This is a genomic window from Halorubrum sp. B53 (genome assembly GCF_059752395.1).
Window position 1 is genome coordinate 413860 of sequence record NZ_MWTH01000016.1, and the last position, 18914, is coordinate 432773.

At 65.8% G+C, this 18914-nt stretch carries 16 protein-coding genes and 1 pseudogene; 8 read left to right on the forward strand and 9 right to left on the reverse strand.

Going from position 1 to position 18914, the window contains the following annotated elements:
* The 3 genes from B4V06_RS18555 to B4V06_RS18565 all read right to left on the reverse strand — a co-directional run bounded on the left by B4V06_RS18555 (position 1) and on the right by B4V06_RS18565 (position 3888).
* Positions 1 to 1164: a signal peptidase I gene (locus B4V06_RS18555; protein WP_498171057.1), complete on the reverse strand. Its 1164-nt coding sequence runs from the start codon at positions 1162 to 1164 to the stop codon at positions 1 to 3.
* 167 nt (positions 1165 to 1331) lie between these two features.
* A complete protein-coding gene (locus tag B4V06_RS18560) occupies positions 1332 to 2237 on the reverse strand; it encodes a hypothetical protein (RefSeq protein WP_498171058.1) in 906 nt (301 codons plus the stop codon).
* Between the two features lie 112 nt (positions 2238 to 2349).
* Positions 2350 to 3888: a CARDB domain-containing protein gene (locus B4V06_RS18565; RefSeq protein WP_498171060.1), complete on the reverse strand. Its 1539-nt coding sequence runs from the start codon at positions 3886 to 3888 to the stop codon at positions 2350 to 2352.
* 507 nt (positions 3889 to 4395) lie between these two features.
* Between B4V06_RS18565 and B4V06_RS18570 the strand changes: the two genes are divergently transcribed.
* From B4V06_RS18570 to B4V06_RS18580, 3 genes are all read left to right on the forward strand, one after another.
* Positions 4396 to 4977, forward strand: a complete 582-nt coding sequence (locus tag B4V06_RS18570) for a DUF7344 domain-containing protein (protein ID WP_498171081.1) — start codon at positions 4396 to 4398, stop codon at positions 4975 to 4977.
* Between the two features lie 152 nt (positions 4978 to 5129).
* Positions 5130 to 5972, forward strand: a complete 843-nt coding sequence (locus B4V06_RS18575; RefSeq protein ID WP_123114078.1) for a hypothetical protein — start codon at positions 5130 to 5132, stop codon at positions 5970 to 5972.
* Positions 5973 to 6615: 643 nt separating this feature from the next.
* Complete coding sequence (locus B4V06_RS18580) at positions 6616 to 7707, forward strand: hypothetical protein (RefSeq protein WP_148041765.1); 1092 nt, start codon at positions 6616 to 6618, stop codon at positions 7705 to 7707.
* Between the two features lie 59 nt (positions 7708 to 7766).
* Here B4V06_RS18580 and B4V06_RS18585 read toward each other — a convergent pair.
* Positions 7767 to 8407 (reverse strand): annotated as a pseudogene (locus B4V06_RS18585) (IS6 family transposase).
* Positions 8408 to 8854: 447 nt separating this feature from the next.
* On the opposite strand from B4V06_RS18585, the gene B4V06_RS18590 reads away from it, so the two are divergent.
* Positions 8855 to 9499 carry a DUF1102 domain-containing protein gene (locus tag B4V06_RS18590; RefSeq protein WP_148041764.1) on the forward strand — a complete coding sequence of 215 codons (645 nt, stop codon included), beginning with the start codon at positions 8855 to 8857 and terminating at the stop codon, positions 9497 to 9499.
* 614 nt (positions 9500 to 10113) lie between these two features.
* Here the strand turns inward: B4V06_RS18590 and B4V06_RS18595 are convergent.
* Positions 10114 to 10392, reverse strand: a complete 279-nt coding sequence (locus tag B4V06_RS18595; RefSeq protein ID WP_123114076.1) for a DUF8150 family protein — start codon at positions 10390 to 10392, stop codon at positions 10114 to 10116.
* Positions 10370 to 10972, reverse strand: coding sequence for a hypothetical protein (locus B4V06_RS18600; protein ID WP_123114075.1), 603 nt, complete (start codon positions 10970 to 10972; stop codon positions 10370 to 10372). The genes B4V06_RS18595 and B4V06_RS18600 overlap by 23 nt, the downstream gene beginning before the upstream one ends.
* Positions 10973 to 11097: 125 nt before the next feature.
* On the opposite strand from B4V06_RS18600, the gene B4V06_RS18605 reads away from it, so the two are divergent.
* Positions 11098 to 11247 (forward strand): DUF7550 family protein, encoded by a 150-nt coding sequence (locus tag B4V06_RS18605; protein WP_170938252.1) that lies wholly within the window; start codon positions 11098 to 11100, stop codon positions 11245 to 11247.
* 57 nt (positions 11248 to 11304) lie between these two features.
* Here the strand turns inward: B4V06_RS18605 and B4V06_RS18610 are convergent, their stop codons facing one another.
* From B4V06_RS18610 to B4V06_RS18620, 3 genes are all read right to left on the reverse strand, one after another.
* A complete protein-coding gene (locus B4V06_RS18610) occupies positions 11305 to 12435 on the reverse strand; it encodes an ABC transporter ATP-binding protein (protein WP_123114074.1) in 1131 nt (376 codons plus the stop codon).
* 169 nt (positions 12436 to 12604) lie between these two features.
* A complete protein-coding gene (gene purL, locus B4V06_RS18615) occupies positions 12605 to 14854 on the reverse strand; it encodes a phosphoribosylformylglycinamidine synthase subunit PurL (protein ID WP_498171063.1) in 2250 nt (749 codons plus the stop codon).
* Between the two features lie 519 nt (positions 14855 to 15373).
* Positions 15374 to 15751, reverse strand: a complete 378-nt coding sequence (locus tag B4V06_RS18620) for a hypothetical protein (RefSeq protein WP_498171065.1) — start codon at positions 15749 to 15751, stop codon at positions 15374 to 15376.
* 201 nt (positions 15752 to 15952) lie between these two features.
* On the opposite strand from B4V06_RS18620, the gene B4V06_RS18625 reads away from it, so the two are divergent.
* The 3 genes from B4V06_RS18625 to B4V06_RS18635 all read left to right on the forward strand — a co-directional run.
* The gene (locus tag B4V06_RS18625; protein ID WP_498171066.1) at positions 15953 to 17005 is read left to right on the forward strand and encodes a PAS domain-containing sensor histidine kinase; all 1053 of its coding nucleotides are present in this window, start codon (positions 15953 to 15955) and stop codon (positions 17003 to 17005) included.
* 87 nt (positions 17006 to 17092) lie between these two features.
* Positions 17093 to 18169, forward strand: a complete 1077-nt coding sequence (locus B4V06_RS18630) for an MBL fold metallo-hydrolase (protein ID WP_498171068.1) — start codon at positions 17093 to 17095, stop codon at positions 18167 to 18169.
* A gap of 81 nt (positions 18170 to 18250) precedes the next feature.
* A partial coding sequence (locus tag B4V06_RS18635; protein WP_498171070.1) for a DUF4129 domain-containing protein occupies positions 18251 to 18914 on the forward strand: 664 nt, incomplete at its 3' end.

An 18914-nucleotide genomic window follows, 5' to 3' on the forward strand; every position in this document is an offset into this window, starting at 1 on the left:
TCACCTGTAGAACTGGCGGAGGACGCGGCGATACAGCGGGGGTTTCTCGCGCGATTCGCGGGAGCGGATCCGCGCGGGCTCGCCGCGCAGGAGAAGGAGGCCGAGGCCGACGATACCGCCGCCGAGCAGGCCGTTGATCGCGACGAGCGGCGCCCACGGGTGGACGCCGTACAGCTGGTCGACCACGCCGTGCGGGAGCACCGCGAGGTACCGGTGCTCGGCGACGAACAGCCGGTAGTAGCCGGTCTCGGGCGGCGCCGTGAGCGTCACCGTGGTGGACGCCTCGCCGCGGCTCCCGACCGCGAGCCGCTGCGGCTCGACCTCGACGCCGGGGCTCGCCGGGGTGACGTACGCGTACACCGGGACCAGTCCGGCGTTGGGGACGACGTACTCCAGCTCCTGGCTCGTGCCGCTCTCGATGACCGTGGGGTTCTCCGACTCGAACTCGGCGCTCACGACGCCGTACTCCTGCGTGCCGGCCGGGACGACCATCGCCGCGGTCGCGGTCGCCATCAGCACCAGCGCGAGCACGGCGACGACCGCGAGCACCGAGGTGCCGTCGTCCCGGGACCGGTCGCGTTCGCGCGTCCCGCGTGAGTTCCGGTTCAAGTACCAGTCGGCCGCGTACGCGACCATCGAGAGCGCGAAGAGGATGTACGCCAACCCCTGGGTCCCCTGGAGCGACCGGACCCCGAACGTGACCGCGAGCCACGTCTGGAACGAGCCGAGCCCGGACTGGACAGCCATCGCGACGGTGCCCAAGTGCGGGATGACGATCACGCTCCCACCCACCGAGAGCGCCACGGCGACGATGTCGGCGTCCTGCACGACGGGTTCGCCCCCGTCCTGATCGGTGAACGGGTTGTTGTCGCCCCGCGTGATATACCCGCGCTCCGTCTCCTCGACGACGCGGTGGGTGGTCAGCCCGCCGCCCTCGATCTCCTGGGCGTCGAACGTCACCACGTCCCCGACGCCGATATTCCCGGCGAGCGGCGCGGGGATCGCGACGAACCCGTCGCCGGGGTCGAGGGTGGGCTGCATGCTGCCGGTCTCGACGAAGCTGAGCAGGATCGGCTGCCCGAGGAGCTGGCCGACGACCAGCGAGAGGACGACCAAGACGACCGCGACCTGCAGCGTTATCGAGAGGACGCGTTTCGGTGACATGGGTCGTGTCGGTGTGCGCGCCACGCCGCGGGCGTCGGTCTCGTCGCGGAGCCGGCGCGTGGCTTCGATCGTGGAGTGTCAGCGAGGCGTTATAAATTCGTGGATCGGAGCAGGATGGGACGGGCGTTTCGCGGTCCGCGGCGGGGGCGTCCCGCCGTGCCGTGGTGTCACTCCTCGAACGCCCCGACCGCGAGCAGGGCGAAGGGTCCGATGAAGGCGAGCGAGAAGCCCAGCAGGTGGACGTAGAGGTTCACGACGCTGCCCGCGCCGGTCGGGTCGCTCGGGAATCCGACGACGGGGTAGCCAACGACGAGCACCGCGCCGACGGCGAACAGATCCCCCTCGCCCGGGCGCGAGGCGATCTCGCGGGCCCCCCGGCGCGCGGTCGCGAGGACGCGGATCCCCGCGCTCGACGCGTAAATGAGCGCGAGCAGCGCGCCCGCGACGCCGACCGCGAGGCCAGCGAGCCCGACGCCGGTCGTCGAGAGCGGGAGCGCGAGCAGCGCGATCCAGCCGAGGAGCGCGAAGAAGACCGCGGGGAGCGCGCGGAGCGACGCATCCGGGGCGAACCGCTCGCGGGTGTACGTCCCGAGCAGCAGCGGGAGCAGTCCCGCGAGCGCCATGTTGATCCCGGAGAAGCCGAAGCCGATCGCGTCCCGCGGGACGGCGAGGTTCAGCGCCGAGAGGGCGAACGGGAACGCCAGCAGGAACGCCGCCAGCGCGGTCAGAAAGAAGCGGCGGGCGTCCCCGAGGACCGCGAGCGCGTAGCCGACCCCCGCGAGGAGGCAGTAGCTCGCCACGTTCCCGGCGAGGTGGCCGGCGTCGAGGTGGACGTAGTGCGCGGCGAACGCGGTCGGAACGGTCGGGTCCGCGTACGCGAACGCGAACGACCGACGGGTCGGCTCCGGGAGCGCGAAGACCGCGATCAGCACCGCCGGCACCGCGAGCAGGACGAGCAGGTCGACGGCTCGGACGCTCGCGAGCAGCTCCCGGCGGAGGGACCGGCTCCCGTCCCGGTCGGCGGTCGCGGCGCCGGCGGCGCGGTCGCGCTCGTCGGTCGGTGACGCGGTCACGGGCGGGACCTCGCGGACCAGCGGTTAAGAGCTGTCGGCGCGCGTCTCACCGCCGCAAGATCGATGCCCAAGAGGGCGGTTCGGACGAGAAACTCTCCCGACGACCGATCGGTCATCGCGGCATCCGCCGGACGAGCGTGAGAGTGGCGAGGGAGATGACCACGAGCGCGAGCGGGCCGGCGAGGTCCGCCGGATCGATCCCGAACGGCTCCTCCGTGGTCCCGGTGACGGTGGCGGACCCGTCGCCGCCGACGTTCGACTCGCCGCCCGATCCCCCCGCGTCGTCGCTCGCGAGGTCGCCGACGAGCAGCGTCCCGACGGCGGTCCCGTCGACCGCGAGGTCGTAGGCGCCGGCGGTCTCGAAGGTCGCGTCGAACGCGACCGTCGCCGTCTCGTTCGGGTCGAGCGCGACGGTCTCGTTCGCGACCGGGGTGCCGTTCACCGTCAGCGTCACCGTGCGATCGCCGGCCGCGCCGCCGCCGTTTCGCAGGGTGGTCCGGACCGTGACGTTCTCGCCAGGGTCGATCGCCTCGGGCGCGACCGTCGCCTCGGTCACGTCGTATCGGGGCTCGTGCGCCGCGACCGCGAACGTCGACGACAGGTCGGTCGTCGCGCGGAAGTGGACGCGGTCCTCGGGGAGCCCCAGCATTCGGGCCACGTCGTCGTCGACGATCTCCACCGGCACCTCCTCCCACGCGCCCGCGTCCGTCCGCCGGTAGAGCGTCACGTCCTCGGGGTCGGTGCCGGTCGCGTTCAGGTGATCCGGGGCCGCGCTGAACCGGACCGTCGTCTCGCCGACCGCGTCGGGCCCGAAGTCGGGCTCCAGCGAGAGGTAGCCCATCGTGCGCGGCCTCGTCGGCGCCGTCAGCGCGCCCGCGTCCGCGAACGGGTCCGGGCTCCCCGCGGCGTCCAGCTCGACGCGCTCGCTGTCGACGCCGTCTAAGTCGATCCCCTCCAGCGTCACGTTCTCGCCGTCGAGGTGCATCCCCGCCGCGAGCCACCGGACTGACTCCCCGCGGTCGATCCCGCTCGCGACGAACTCGCGGTGGGTCGCGTTCGGCGCCCTGACCGTGGTGGTCGGGCCGCCGTCGCCGTCGTCGGTGTCGTCGTCGGATGACGTGAATCCGGTCGTGTCGACGTCCCCGGGCTCGGCGAGCTTCGCGTTGATCGAGAACTCGTCGGGGCCGAGCCGTTCGCCCGCGACCTTCCCGTGCGAATCGATCGCGAGCCCGACCGCGACCGTCTGGTTCGGCCCGAGCGTGACGTTGTTGCTCTCGCCCTCGATCGATCGGCCGTCGGCCGTGAACGTCACCGCGTCACCGCCGTCGTGTTCGATCCAGACGTACGCGTACCGCTCGGCGGTGTAGGTGATCGTGAAGACCCCGTCCGCCTCCGCGAGCGCGTCGGGATTGATCCCCTCGAAGTCGGGACCGAGCTTCGGGTTCGCCGCCGAGATGTCGATCGCGATCTCGTCGTCGTCATTTAAATAGGCGTAGTCCCCGTTCGGGCCGTCGGCCGGTTGGACCGCGAGGCGGTCCTCCGCGAAGGTGTCGGCGTCGTCGGTAACCACCGCCGCGCCCGTGGCGAACGCGAGCGACCCCGCCGCTACGAGGAGGAGGGCGAGGGTCAGGTTGCGGCGGGTGGTTGGCACAGGCGGTGCGTTAACACTGAGATGGTATGGTTATGGGTCTCCTGAAGTGACGAGAGGAATGCGTTACAGCAGTATCTGGTGTAGTCTATCACAATTTGACTCGGCAGTGGAAAGGTCCATCGGCTAATATTATCGCGCTATCCGTAGCCGACGAACTTCGATCGGACAGGTCTCTCGTCGGTACACGGCTCGAAAAATCGAGTAGCGCGTCGGTTCGAAGCCGGAGGCCATCACTTCTGGCTTAGCCTGAAACGCTTTCAACGTGTTCACGGGAAGCATGAACCGGCAATCGTTGCTGCTGAGATGATTCCGGATCTGACAAAAGTTGATAAATTCGAACAGTAACTCCATGATGACAAAGCCCTCAACTGTAATTTTCTGGGTTTTGAGCCGCTAAAACGGCAATATTACAGAGAATTGCTGGCTGTTGTTTGAACTTCGAGAAAGTTTAGCAGATTATCATAACCGCGGGATTTATGTTGGCCTGTTCATATGTGTCTGACAGAAATGGCGTCGGTACAGCAGATCGAAGGGGGAGGGGCAGAACCGACGACGGAGGTGTCCGAGGACGAGCTGTTCGAGGTGTTGGCGAATCAGCGCCGACGCTTCGCGGTACACCTACTGAAAAAAGAAGAGGACGAGACGATCGCGATCGGGGACATGGCCGAGCAGATCGCGGCCTGGGAGAACGGGATCGACACGACGGAGATCACGGGTAACGAGCGCAAGCGCGTCTACACCGCGCTCCAGCAGTCGCACCTGCCGAAGATGGACGACGCGGGCGTCGTGGAGTTCAACAAGGACCGGGGCATCGTCGAGCCGACGCCCGCGCTGCAGAACGTCGACTTATATATGGACGTCGTCGAGGGGAAGGAGATCCCTTGGAGCACCTACTATCTGGGGCTCTCGGGGGTCGCCGTCGCGCTCACCGGCGCGGTGGCGCTGGACGCGTGGCCGTTCGTGCTGCTGCCCGACATGGCGTGGACGGTCGCGATCGTCGTGGCGTTCGCGTTCTCCGCGATCGCGCACAAGTACTACACCGCGGAGATGAAGGTCGGCGAACCCGAGGAGCCGCCGGAACTCACCTGAGATCAGTGTTTCAGGCAGCGGTTTCGGGTCTTCCGGCAGCGCATAACCATAGGGTCGGAACACGTCGGATAGCGTGAACAAAGTGTGAGACACCACCGCATATGAGGCGACGAAACCTCATCCTGTTGCTTGGCGGCGCGAGCTCCAGCGCGATGAGCGTCGGTACCGGCGCGTTCAGCAGTATGGAGGCGGAGCGGGGAGTGGAGGTGAACGTCGTCGAGGACGACGAGGCGTTCGTCGGGTACGAAACGCCAAAAGAAAACAAGAACGGGAACGTTCCAGTATCTGACGGGGATCGTCTAACATTAGTGACGGTTCGGAACCGATTCAGCTCGAACCACGCGATCGGTCTGGTGGGTTTCGAGATTGACGATGACGGGAAGGATATAATTGAAGACGTCAGTATCGACGTTGAGCCACCCGACAAAAGCGAGAAAGATCCAAGTTCGATTGAGGATCTAGGAAACGAATACGACGTCCAGTCGCCTGAGAAAACTTTCAAGCCACCTGGAAAAGCACAGATCACCGCAGACATCGACGGAATTTCGTCCGGACAAACAGTCGATATCGAAGTCACGATCACGGTCAAGGGGACTGGCGTCGCAGCCCGGCTGTTCGGCGATACGCGAATGTTCACGCTCGAAGGGACCGGTCCCGCAAGAATTGACAGCCTCACGTTCAACGGTGCGCGAAACGCGAATACTGACGGCGCGTCCGGAACCTACACACTCGACTTCTGGCTCGTAAATAAGAACGACTCAGACGACTACATCACGCAAGAGCGCGAGTGGAACGGAACTGGAAACGTCAATTCAGGTAACGGTCAGGGGAACAGCGAAATCAACAATTATCGCCTCCTCGCGGTCCGATTCCATGAGACGAATCAGGCGTTTTATCGCCCAAACTGCGGCATCAACGAAACCGACCTACCGTGGAATGTAGGGACGGTTGTCGAAGCCGACGGAAACGGGAATTCCGCGTGTAATCCGAACTAAGCAGTACTAGTCGACCCATTACGACTGCGGATCGTATCTCCACTGGAATACACAAAGTGACGAGTATTGGTTCGTCTATAGCAGGTCACAGATCGTTTTTGCGGCAGCGTGCAACTCGTCTAGTTTCTACATGTTCGGCTCTGTTGAAATCCTTAAGAACTGATAGGATTGGCGTGCGAGATGAAATGCGCGTATCGGTCACGTTCTATTAGTCCAATCCCCAATGATTCTCGGACGCTGTTTTTTGTTTATTAGTTCGAATATTAGACTACCCCTGCTAGATTAGGATTGAATGGGTGGTAGTTATACTGGGTGACAACTCATCGAAACGTAGTTTCATACCCCAAAATATATTGATCGCTTCGGTTCGTGGGTATAAGCCCTGAAAGCTGTTGATTCAAATCGAGAGTAAACACCGTTTTAACGGGGTTGTTGCTAGTTTCAAGCAATCCCTGAGCCTCGAGAAGGAGAATCTGGGCACACCTGAAACTAAATAGGAGGTCCAGCGTGTCATTCAGGGCTACCAATATATTTTCACATGAGGCCTGTCATTAACGGCGGTCCTATCAGGCACCTCAATACAATATAGGGAGGTGTACATGGACGAGATGAGCGCTCCCGAAGTGGGACACTCGGTTGAATCATGCAACGACGTAAACTCCTCAAGACGGTCGGCGGTATCGGCGCGGTAGCAACAGCCAGTGGTGCAGGCATCCTCGCAACGACGGGGAGTGCGGCGGCGTCAACAGTGAACATCAGCGCCGGGAACCCCGGTACGGTCAAGAATGACCGTGGTGACCTGAGCCAGGTCACTATCGACCCTGAATTTACGGTGACTTGGGAAGACCTAGACGACTACGTGGGAAAGATATTCTACCTCGTGGAAGCGAAGGTGGGAGGCGGCGACTGGGAACCGATCTACCGAGCGACTCCGTGGATCGGTTTTGAGGTCAAGAACAATTCGTACTTTCGCGTCGAGCCAGGGACGACTGGAGAGTACCGGTTGAAGCAGCCGTTCTCGGTGGCAACGTCTCAGGACCCCCGATTCAATGACGGTGATGGTCCTGATATCAGTGCCAGCCCACTCGTCATCGCAGACGAGCAGGGGAAGCCTGACTACTCGTCTCTGTCCTTCCCCGGTGGTGTGGATATCGATTCCTTCCTGGACGGGACGAGCATTGGAGGCGCAAGTGACTACCCCGGTGCTCACGAGGACGGTGGATTCCAGAACAACTACCACGATATCGACGCTGGATACTACGGAGCGGCTTCGGACACAGCCCCGTTAGACAACGGGGACGACAACGCTGGCGAAGGCTCGACCAAGACCACGCCGGTCCAGCTTCGGTACACGTTCGAGCTCCAGCGCCCGAACCTGAGTCAGCTCAAGTACGCCATCACCACGATGTACGGCGGTCAGCGTGTTCTGGCTGACGACCAGGCGACGACGTGGGCAAGTCTCTCGGACTCCGAGAAGAAGGAGGCAGGCGCAAGCCGAATTGACGGACTCGAAGTCTCGGACATCAACGCAGGCAACTCCGAGATAGTGATGTACGGCGAGGACGGATACACCGACTTCGGTGGCGCTACTCCGTCCGGACTCTCGTACTCCCAGATGCAGAACAACGACGGCCACGTCGGTGTCATGGTCGCCACGACGAGCTTCGACGTGAGTGTGACCAACGAAGGGTCGGGCTCCGGAGTCACGGGCGACTCGAACACCGGGGCGAACTAAGGTACTGGCAAACAAGCTCTCCAGCACTTTCACATACATTAGGAAATATATCGTAGTGTTCAGATAAGCTGATTCCATGCGAAAGCGAACGATCTGAGCCACTCGTCAGCAGTTTCTGCTTCGGCGTTGCTGAAACAGTTTGAGAAACAGGTAGTTCTCCGTTTTACCTCACGAAAAACACGTTCGACGCTGTTTCGATTTCCATGTCGTTCGTGTCTGAAATCGAGGTTGTGTTTGTGACAGGCTCGCTAAAGTGATGCTGATCATCGACGAGAACAGTTGCGTCATCAATATCGTGTTTGTCACGGAGATCAGCGAAAAACAGATCTGCGAGAGCGTTATTTGTAGTTGGTTCAAACTGTGTGTGTAGCAAATCGTTTGTTTCCGGATCGACAGCAGCATACAGCCAATACTGTTCATCGTTAAGTCGAATCACTGTCTCATCGACCGCAACGTGATTTGGGCTCCGACCAGATTCCGGCTATAGATCGGCCTTGTGAACCCAGTTATGAACGGTGGAGCGAACTCGATCAACACCGAATACCTCAAGAAACGAAACAGTATTCGAAAGCGATAATCCAGCCAAATGAAGCTGAATACTGAGCTTCATCAGCAGTTTCGGTGTTGCCTCTCGCTCCACAAACTCTAAGTTGATCTCGTCTAAACAGCCGCCGAGGCGGGCGTTTTCGGGATAGGTCACTTTGAAGACGCACCGCCTCGCCTTTCAATCCTTATCTGAACACCGCCCTGCTGGTGAGGCAAAGAACTACGGAGTGAATTGCTGACTACATCCTCTGTATTCAGCAGAACGCTGAGAACATATCACCAGTTGAGGATTTCAACAGAGCCACATGTTCAGGTTATAGGATGAGATCAGGCCGGTCTGGATCACACGGGAGAGAGTCATCGAAACGCAACTGCGAGTCAGCCAGATAATCGGTTGAAGGGGCTGCTTGAAAAGCGACAGAGCAAGCCTGAATCGGGATAGAACGACTCTGAAACGTCTTCAGTACTTGCCAGACAGTCTTCTGCCGACTCATAACGATATGGGATACGTCCCATGAGTGTAGTAGAGCGACCCGGGGTGACACGGGATGTCTCGTGTCCCCGAACGCGGGTCGCGTGCGGTAACAGAGGTAGACCAACCATGGAACGACGCAAATTCATGATCGGACTTGGATCGCTCGCTGCTGGCGGGGCAGCTGCAACTGGGACGGGCGCCTTCTCAGAAGTTACGGCAACCCGTAATGCAGATGTCCAGATTGCGTACGACGGAGACGCCTACCTAGCGATGAAGCCGGATTCGGGGCCGAATGGCGATTACGCCCAGTGGGCAGGTGACGGATCTGGAACACTCACACTCGATTTTAGCGGCAGCAACAGTGATGTCACCGGTGGCGGAGCCGGTGTCAATAACCAAGCGGAGTTCCGAGCAGACCGCGTGTTCACGATCACAAACCAGGGAACGCAAGATGTCTGGGTTTGGTTTGAGGATGGTGTCCCCGATGAAGGAGATCCCTTGGACGTGGTCGGGTACCCCGGTTCAACAGATGGGCCGTTCGATATCTGGTTCTACCACTTTGAGGCACGTAGCCCAGAGCAAGCGCTTGACGGCGCTGCAGGCTATGTCAACTTAGGTCCCGGAGATAGCTCAAGGATCGGTGTCGCAATCAACACTGACGTAGATGGCAATCTCAGCGAATATACTGTCCCCGTCAAGGTGATAGCTAACGATACTCGCCCGGACGACAAGCCGACCCCTGAAGGCGTGGACAGCAAGAGCGGATTCTAAGAGACCAATAGAATCTGAGAATCACACGTATTGGAGTCAAGCACTAAGCTATTCGGCTGTTGTTTCCATATTGTTCAACAATAATTAGTATGATTAATTTCCTAGTTTCTCGTTCACAATCACGTTGATATCTCGAAGTCCACAAGTCAGGCGTACGGTCAGTATTCTTATATCAAGTCGCTACAATACGTGATCGATGGTCTTGGTGAAATGGGTTACAAAAGACAGCCTTTCTCTCCCACTCCACACCACGATCCCTCAGCGGTAATACTCGATAGCATCTCGCGCGGTTCACTGGAGGCTCCGCTCGTGGTCGTATAGCTCACACCTAGACAAAGACAGGGAGCCTCCTAACCAACGTTTCGAGTCATTAACGCACGAGTATTTATTACGGCTGGTACGTGGTGCCGGACGCATACACGAAGATCGCTAGGAATCTGGAATCGTTCGAGTAACGAGTATCAGGGCTCGTGAGAAAATCTCGGTATGGCGTCGTCGCTCCCGCTATCAGAGGAGGAAAAAGAACGAATGCGGCGCGGCCGAGTCAGTTCCAGGGTCGCGACCGACGAAGCGGATATCGACGAGATACTCTACGGCTGAGTTCTGGTGTCGATTCACTCCCCGTCCTCACCATTCCCATCGCTCTCACGTTCCGCTCGCAACGTCTCCTGCGCGAACTCCCGAATTCGCTTTTTATCATCGACGCTCACGTCGACCGCCTGTGCGCTCTCGATCTGGCCGTTCACGACCGCGTTCTGCTGTGGCCCCCACACCTCGGGCGGCTGTTCCTTTATATACTCGGCCCACCGGATCACCTGCTCGTAGCGAGGCGGTCGCTCGGGGTCGTCGTCGGCTTCGGCCGAGTCCTCTTCAGGCGTTCGTGAGTCGCTCATAGCGCTCCTCGACGTCGAGTCGTTCGACCCACGTTTCGAGTCGGTCGCGGGAAAGCGTTTCTCCGAAGACGGTGTAGAGGTGCGCGGCGTCCTCGAGGTCGGTGCGACCGCCGAGCGAGAGCTTGTACGCGATCTGGAGTTCGAGCGGGCCGATGGGGACCGTGTGGCCGCCGACGTGCGCGTCCACCGCGTTCGCGAGGGACGCGTCGTCGAACTCGTCGCTCGGGAACTTCACTTCGAGGTGGGGCGTCATCTCGCCGTCCGGAGCGACCCAGATGTTCGTCTCGTTGGAGAGATTCCCGTACGTCTCGGAGAGCGGCATCGCGGGGCCCCAGTACCCCTCGCGTTCCAGCTCGGCGACGAGCCCGTCGATCCGCTCGGCCGAACAGCGCTCGATGAACACGTCGATGTCCTCGGTCGACCGCGACCGACCGGCGAGGATCGCGACGTAGCCGGCGACGAAGACGTGGTCGATGTCGAACCGAGAGAGGATCTCGGAGAAGCCGACCGCGAGCTCGTCGAGTCGATTCGGCTCGCGGTCGACGACGAGCCCCCGATCGGTGAGTTCGACGCCGGTCATACGGGCCGATTCGCGCGATGGCGGATAAATCTCCCCGACGAACCCTCCGGGAACTGCGCGATCGGGCGTCGTATCCGCCGCCCGGTTCAGATGCGCTTATATGTCCGCCGTACTGACCCTCGCACATGGACGACCACTCACACGAGCCCGACCCGGACGAGCGCGTGACCGCCCCCATGCAGGAGTTCGGCAGCCGCGAGGTCGGCATCGGCGCGGCGGTGACCCTCGTCGGCCTGCTGGTCGCGTACGTCCTCCCCTTCCTGTTCAGCTTCTGAGCGACACGCGTCGCTTCCCGATTTAAAAGACACGACGAACCGCCGCCAGCGACGCGCTTACCGCGGGTACCAGGCCAGCGGGTGGTCGGCGGTCAGCTCTAAGCTCACGGGCTCGTCGAGCCCGAACTCCTCGACGTGGTTGTGCAGGCAGTGGACCGTGTCGCCGGTCTCCAGCTCCACCCGGTAGACGAACGAGGGGCCGACGTACTGCCGCGAGACGATGACCCCGTCGGCCAGCTCAGGGCTCGCGGGCGTCGCTCGGAGGTCGTCCGGGCGCACCAAGACGTCGACGGGCGCGCCGTCGTAGACGGTGTCGTACCCCTCCAGCGTGACGGCGTCGAACCGGCCGATCCCGGTCTCGACCTTCCCGTCGCGGAGCTCGCCCTCGAGGAACGACGCGCGCCCGAGGAAGGAGGCGACGAACTTCGACTCGGGGCGCTCGAACACCTGCTCGGGGCGGCCGACCTGCTCGATCTTCCCCTCGTTCATGACGGCGACGCGGTCGGAGATGGAGAGCGCCTCCTCCTGGTCGTGGGTGACGGAGACGGCGGTGACGCCGGCCTCCTTCAGGATCTGCCGCACCTCCTCGCGCATCTCCACGCGGAGCCGGACGTCGAGGTTCGAGAACGGCTCATCGAGGAGGAGCACCTCGGGCTCGGGCGCGAGCGACCGGGCGAGCGCGACGCGCTGCTTCTGCCCGCCGGAGAGCTGGTCGGGCGTCTTCTCGCCGTGCTCGGGCATGTCGACGAGGTCGAGCAGCTCGTCGACGCGGGCCGCGGTCGCCGCCTCGTCGGCGTCGGAGAGCCCGAAGGCGATGTTCTCGCGAACGGTGAGGTGCGGGAACAGCGCGAAGTTCTGGAAGACGATCCCGACGTCGCGCTGCTCGGGCGCGACGAACCCGCCGTCGCCGGCGACGGTCTCGCCGCCGAGGGTGATCTCCCCCTCCGTCGGCTCCTCTAAGCCGGCGATGGTCCGGAGGGTCGTCGTCTTCCCGCAGCCGGAGGGCCCGAGGAAGGTGAGGAGCTCGCCCGGCTCGACGTCGAGCGAAACCCCGTCGACCGCGGTCTCGGGGCCGAACTCCTTGGTCACGTCCGACAGCGACAACACCGGGTCGGGCGACGGGTCCGCGGGCGACCCGCTCTCCGTATCGCTCGACTGCCTCGTGCCGACTGGTTGCGTTTGAGCCATCGGTGAATCGGGCGCCGAGTCGACCGGCGTCCCGTGGTTGCCCCTAGGTATTTTAGGAACACCTAAAAGCGTATCGCTCGCTTTCGCGCGGCGGAAATCGGGAGCGGGAGCGCGTCTCGGGGCGAGACGGACGCGTCTCGGCGAGAGTCGAGCGCGTCTCGGCGCCTCGTCAGGCCAGTTCGCGCTCGATCACGCCGCGGAGCTCGCGGATCGCGTCGGCGTCGACTGCGGTCGACTCGCCGCCGACCGACAGCGAGAGCGTCCCGTCCGTCGTCACGTCGCCGAGCCGGTGCACGGGAAGCTCGCCCGCGGCCTCGGCGACCGCCTCGGGGTCGGTCGTCTGCACGACGAGGCGGCCGGGCGTCTCGTCGAACGCCGCGACGCGGTCGGGGAGACGAACGTCGGCGCCGGCCGCGTCGGTCACCAGCTCGGCGAGCGCGACCGCGAGCCCGCCGTCGCTCACGTCGTGGGCCGCGAGCGTCGACTCGTCCCGGGCGACCGCCGCGAGCGACGCGACGCGGTCGGCGAGGGCGACGCCGTCCGACTCGTCCGGCAGGTCCGGGAACCGGTCCGTCCCGCCCGCCTGCGCGAGGTACTCGGAGCCGCCGAGTGCGTCGCCGCCGGCGCCGACCAACAGGAGCTCGGAGTCGTCGGCGCGCTCGGCATCGAGCGCCGCCGGCGGGGCGTCGTACCCGCGCTTCGTCCCGATCAGCGCGAGCGTCGGCGTCGGCGGGATCGGCCCCTCGACGCTGTCGTTGTACAGCGAGACGTTGCCGCCGACCACGGGGGTGTCGAGGGCGGCGCAGGCGTCGGCGAGGCCGTCGACAATCCCCTTGAATCCGCCGTACACGTCCGGCTTCTCCGGGTTGCCGCCGTTGAGGCAGTCGACCGCCGCGAGCGGGACCGCGCCCTTCGCGGCGAGGTTGGTCGCGTTCTCTACGGCGACCGCGCGGGCCCCCTCGTACGGGGCGGCCGCGGTCCAGTTCGGGTTCGCGCCCGAGGAGAGCGCGAGGCCGACCCCCTGTTCGTCGGGGTCGAGCGCGGCGGCCGCCTCGTCGTCCGCCGCGGTCTCCCGGATCGCCATGATTGCGGCGTCGTCACCGGGCTTCACGGCGGTGCGCGCGCCGACCTCGTGGTCGTACTGGCGGTACACCCAACGCTTGCTCGCGGTCGACGGGGCCGAGACGACCGACTCGACCGCGTCGCCGAGGGCCGGCTCTGGGTCGGGCAGGTCGCGGTCAGGCTGTGTCGGCGCCTCGCTCGGGAGGTCGTTCATCGGCGCGCCGTCGGCGAGGTACTCGGCGTCGACGTCGACGACGGTCTCGCTCTCGTCGCCGTCGCCCGCGAACTCGCAGACGTAGTTCCCGTCGGTCACCTCGCCGATGACGGAGCAGCCGAGGTCGAACCGGTCGGCGAGCGCCTCGACGCGCTCGACGTCGTCGGGGGCGACCTCGTAACACATCCGCTCCTGGCTCTCGGCGAGCAGGATCTCGGTCGCGTTCATGTTCGGCTCGCGCTGGTGGACGCGGTCGAGGTCGATGCGGGCGCCGAGCCCGCCCTTCGCGACGAGCTCGGAGGAGGCGCCGCCGAGCCCGGCCGCCCCGAGGTCGCGGGCCGACAGGATCAGGTCCTCGTCGACCAGCGCCTCGTTGCACTCGATCAGCCGCTTCTCGGCGTACGGGTCGCCGACCTGCACCGCGGGGCGGTCCTCCGTCTCGGCGTCCTCCGCGAGGTCCTCCGAGGCGAAGGAGGCGCCGCCGAGGCCGTCCCGGCCGGTGCCGTTGCCGACGAGGACGAGCTTGTTCCCGGGCTCCTGAGCGGTCGCGGTCACCAGCCGGTCCTCGTTCGTGAGGCCGACGCAGGCGACGTTGACGAGGGGGTTCCCCTCGTAGCCGCCGTGGAAGGCGACGCTGCCGCCGACGGTGGGGACGCCGATGCAGTTGCCGTAGTGGGAGATCCCCTCGACGACGCCCTCGAAGAGGTACCGCGAGCGCTCGCGGTCGAAGCCGCCGAAGTATAACGAGTCGAGTAAGGCGATCGGGTACGCGCCCATGCTCATCGTGTCGCGGACGATGCCGCCGACCCCCGTCGCGGCCCCGTCGAACGGGTCGACGAAGGAGGGGTGGTTGTGGCTCTCGACGCCGAAGGTGACGTACTGGTCGCCGTAGTCGTCGGCGTCGCGCTCCGACGCCGGCGCGTCCGCGGCGTCGGGGTCGGGGAGGGCGAGGACGGCCGCGTCGTCGCCCGGCCCGACGACGACCTGGTCGCCCTCGCTCTCGAAGGCGGACAGCAGGGGCCGCGAGGAGCGGTACGCGCAGTGCTCGCTCCAGAGGTTCTCGAACAGCGCGGCCTCGGCCGTCGTCGGCTCCCGACCGAGCTCGGCGACCACGAGCTCGCGGTCCGGTTCGGACAGACTCATTCACTTACGTGGTTACCGAGCCCGTTCTAATGCTTTTCTATGTGCACGTTCGTGTGGTTCGATCCCGACGGCCGACGTTTGGGGTACGCCATGATCGTTCATCGAACCGACCGGCGCGCGCCTCCGAGCGGCCGTTTTTAAACGGCCGCGAGGAGCGCGTGCGAGGGAGTCGCTGGCACCCTCCGCTTCGCGTCGGGTGCCAGCGACGAGGCTGGGGAGGCGTGAGGCTGCGGTCGCTGTGCGGGGCGGGGCTCAAAGGGGCAGCCGCGAGGACGGCGCAGGCGACGCAAGCACCGCAACGAGGGAGCGAACGAAGTGAGCGACCGAGTGAGGAGCGCAGCGAGCGTGCGCCGTCCTCGCGGCTGGGGCTTTGGCGGTGGTCGCCGACGATCCGTCAGCAACGACGTACAGCCGATCGGCTGGGGCTTTGGAGAGGTTCACCGACGACCCGGTCTCACACGTTTATAAACGAGCGCCCGAGACTTCGGTGAGGATCACCGTCGCTCCGACGGCATCCATTTATAAACCGACGACTGCGACTCCGTATATCACAACGGCCCCGACGACGCCGGCGGCCAGCGACGTCGCGTTCAGCCGGACCGCGCGCCTCCGGTCGGCGGCCAGCGCCGCCTCGTCGAGGACCTGGTTCGTCCCGTCGCCGACGTCGAAGACGCCGATGCCCGCGAAGCCGACGCAGAACCGCTCGCGGTACTGGAGGTAGCCCATCGCGGCGCCGTACAGGGGGAACACCGAGAGCAGCAGCGTCCAGCGCGGCCAGCCGACCGCGACGGCGGTGGCGACGAGGACGGCCGCGAGGAGGAGCGAGGCGATCCCGAGGAGGAGCCGCCGTCGCTGTTGGGCCGGTCCGATGTTGCACACGCCCGGTTGGTACTCCATGCGATCGGATGGGGCCGCGGCGACGAAAACGCACCGGATCCGGGCGGGACGTACACCGGATCCGCGCGAGGTTCACATCCGATCCGCGCGGGGCTCAAGCCGTATCGACACCGAGCGCGCCCGAAACGACTGCCGAGCGAGCCGACGACCGTGACGGCCCATTTATTACCGAACGGGTGAAACGATCGGGCGAGTAGAGCCATGACGGAACGGTCACCCCGGGACAGGGAGATACGGCGGTACGAGACGATCCTCGAGTCGCTCGACGACGCCGTCTACGCCGTGCGTCCCGACGGGACCATCGCGTACGTCAACGAGCGCTACGCCGAGATGAAAGGCGTGAGCCGCGAGGAGCTGATCGGCACGGAAATCTACGACTGGGTGACCGAGGAGGCCGCGGAGAAGGCGAAGCAGGTACGCCGCGAGATCGAGGCCGGAGAGCGGGACGCCGGGACGGTGGAGTACGAGTTCCTCACCGCGGAGGGCGAGCGGTTCCCGGTGGAGATGCGGTTCAATCGGCTCGCGGGCGAGGGGGAGGACGGCGAGGGAGACAGCGGCGACGCGTCCGACCTCGACCGCGTCGGCGTCATCCGCGACGTCAGCGATCGGAAGCGCCGCGAGGAGGCGCTGCAGACGAAGAACGAGCGGTTAGAAGAGTTCGCGAGCATCGTCTCGCACGACCTCCGGAACCCCCTCAGCGTCGCCGAGGGGCGACTGGACCTCGCCCGGGAGGAGTGCGACTCCGAGCACCTCGACCACGTCGCCCGGGCCCACGAGCGCATGGACTCCCTCATCGACGACCTGCTGACGCTCGCGCGCGACGGCGAGGGCGTCGAGGAGCCGGAGAAGGTCTCACTCGACGAACTCGCCAAGGAGTGCTGGGAGGGAGTCGAGACCGCCGACGCGACGCTCCGGGTCGACACGGACCGCGCGATCCGCGCCGACCGGAGCCGCCTCAGGCAGATCTTCGAGAACCTCGTCCGAAACGCGATCGAGCACGCGGGCGAGGACGTCACGGTCACCGTCGGCGACGTCGGCGGCGGCTTCTACGTCGCCGACGACGGCCCGGGAATCCCCGAGGGCGAGCGCGAGGCGGTGTTCGAGGCGGGGTACAGCACGAACGACGACGGGACCGGCTTCGGGCTGGAGATCGTCGAGGCCGTCGCGGCGGCCCACGGCTGGAAGGTGCGCGTCACCGAGAGCGCCGACGGCGGCGCCCGCTTCGAGTTCTCCGGCGTCGACGTGCTCGACTGAGTCGGAGCGGACCGCTCGGGCCGACGCCGCCCGTCCGCGATTTTCCGCGGAGGTAACCCTCAAATGCGCGCCCGACGAGGAGACGGTGTGAACCGGATCCAGCTCGGCAACACCGTGTTCGAGGGCGAGAACGACGTCTACCTGCTCGACGGCGAGACGACCGCGCTGGTCGACACCGGCGTCGCGCTCCCGGACGTCCGCGCCGACCTGGAGGCCGGCCTCGCCGACCACGGCGTCGACTTCGCCGACGTCGACGAGGTCGTCCTGACGCACTGGCACCCCGACCACGCGGGACTGGCCGGCGAGGTCCAGGCCGCGGGCGGCGCCGACGTGTTCGTCCACGAGGCCGACGCGCCCCTCGTCGACGGGACGGAGACGCCGCTCACGGCCGACCCCGACCTCCAGCGCGAGACGTTCGAGCGGTGGGGGCTCCCCGAGGCCGACCAGAAGCGGCTCCGCGACTTCTTCGACGCGGTGAGCGCCGACCTCAGCGGCCGCCCCGCCGACGTCACGACCGTCGCCGACGGCGACGCGATCGAGGCGGGCGGCGTCGCGCTGGAGGCCGTCCACCTGCCGGGCCACACCGCCGGGCTCACCGGGTTCGCGTTCGACCCGCGCGAGGTCCCGGACCACGAGCCGGTGGGGCGGGCGGGGCGGGACACGCGGAAGGGATCTGCAGCCCCCGCGGAGCTGTTCGCCGGCGACGCGCTCCTCCCGAAGTACACCCCGAACGTCGGCGGCGCGGACGTCCGGGTCGACGCGCCCCTCGCGGCGTACGCCCGGAGCCTCGCGCGGATCGTCGAGCGCGACTTCGACGCGGCGCACCCGGGGCACCGCGAGCGGATCGACGACCCGAGCCGGCGGGCCGCGACGATCCTCGACCACCACCGCCACCGGACGCGGCGCGTCCTCGACGTCCTCGCCGACGGCGGCCCCGCGACGGCGTGGGAGGTGTCGGCCGAGCTGTTCGGCGACTTAGTCGACATCCACGTGCTCCACGGGCCGGGCGAGGCGTTCGCGCACCTCGACCACCTCGCCGACGCGGGGGTCGTCGAGCGCGACGGGACCGACTACCGCCTCGTCGACCCGGATCCCGACGTCGACGCGCTGTTCCCGACGACGCCCCTCGACGACGCCGTCGACGGGAGTGGGACGGCGGAGTGATCCCTCTCGTCGTCGGGAGCGAAACAGCGGAGTGACCGCCGCCGTCGAAAGCTATTCGTTCGACACGGCGTATCCACGGACGTGAATCGGGACACCCTCGCTGCGGTCCTCCTCGCCCTCCTCGCGGTCGTCGCGCTCGGCGTCGCCGCGGCGACCCTCGACTCCGCCGTGAGCCTCGGCGGCGGCGGGTTCGGCGTCGCCGGCGACGGCGGCGGCCCGACCGGGGAGAGCGGCGACGTCGGCGCGTCGCCAGCCCCGAGCGGCGGGGGTGCCCTCTCCCTCCCGCCCGCGTGCTACGAGTTCCTCCGCGAGCCCCCGGCGCTCGCGGCGTTCGCCGCCGTCCTCCTCGCGCTCGCGTGGTTCGTGTACCGGGACACCGGGTCGAGGCTGGCCGCGGGCGCCGTCGCCGCGTCGATGGGGTTCCCGGTCGCCGCGCTGGGGTGGCTGCTCTCGGCCTGCCGGCCGGTCGACCGGGGATTCGAGTTCGAGCTCGGCGCGGCCGTCGCCGGGGAGGGCGGGCTCCTGCCGCAGGGCGGCGGCGGAGCCGGCGCGGGGGGCGGCGAGGGAGCCGCCTCGGCGCCGGAGCTGCTGTTCGCCGCGCTCGTCGTCGCCGCGCTCGTCGCGAGCGTCGCCGTCCTCCTCGCGGCCGGCGGCGACGACGAGGCGGACGCCGGCGAGGCCGGGGCCGGAGGCGAGGACGAGCCTGAACCGGCCGATCCGGACCTCCGAGAGGTCGGGCGGGCCG

Excerpts from the sequence above, each read along its gene's own strand:
- B4V06_RS18555 (WP_498171057.1), bottom strand. The coding sequence starts at position 1,164 with ATGTCACCGAAACGCGTCCTCTCGATAACGCTGCAGGTCGCGGTCGTC.
- B4V06_RS18570 (WP_498171081.1), top strand. The coding sequence starts at position 4,396 with ATGGCGTCGGTACAGCAGATCGAAGGGGGAGGGGCAGAACCGACGACG.
- B4V06_RS18575 (WP_123114078.1), top strand. The coding sequence starts at position 5,130 with ATGAGCGTCGGTACCGGCGCGTTCAGCAGTATGGAGGCGGAGCGGGGA.
- B4V06_RS18580 (WP_148041765.1), top strand. The coding sequence starts at position 6,616 with ATGCAACGACGTAAACTCCTCAAGACGGTCGGCGGTATCGGCGCGGTA.
- B4V06_RS18590 (WP_148041764.1), top strand. The coding sequence starts at position 8,855 with ATGGAACGACGCAAATTCATGATCGGACTTGGATCGCTCGCTGCTGGC.
- B4V06_RS18595 (WP_123114076.1), bottom strand. The coding sequence starts at position 10,392 with ATGAGCGACTCACGAACGCCTGAAGAGGACTCGGCCGAAGCCGACGAC.
- B4V06_RS18600 (WP_123114075.1), bottom strand. The coding sequence starts at position 10,972 with ATGACCGGCGTCGAACTCACCGATCGGGGGCTCGTCGTCGACCGCGAG.
- B4V06_RS18605 (WP_170938252.1), top strand. The coding sequence starts at position 11,098 with ATGGACGACCACTCACACGAGCCCGACCCGGACGAGCGCGTGACCGCC.
- B4V06_RS18610 (WP_123114074.1), bottom strand. The coding sequence starts at position 12,435 with ATGGCTCAAACGCAACCAGTCGGCACGAGGCAGTCGAGCGATACGGAG.
- purL (WP_498171063.1), bottom strand. The coding sequence starts at position 14,854 with ATGAGTCTGTCCGAACCGGACCGCGAGCTCGTGGTCGCCGAGCTCGGT.
- B4V06_RS18620 (WP_498171065.1), bottom strand. The coding sequence starts at position 15,751 with ATGGAGTACCAACCGGGCGTGTGCAACATCGGACCGGCCCAACAGCGA.
- B4V06_RS18625 (WP_498171066.1), top strand. The coding sequence starts at position 15,953 with ATGACGGAACGGTCACCCCGGGACAGGGAGATACGGCGGTACGAGACG.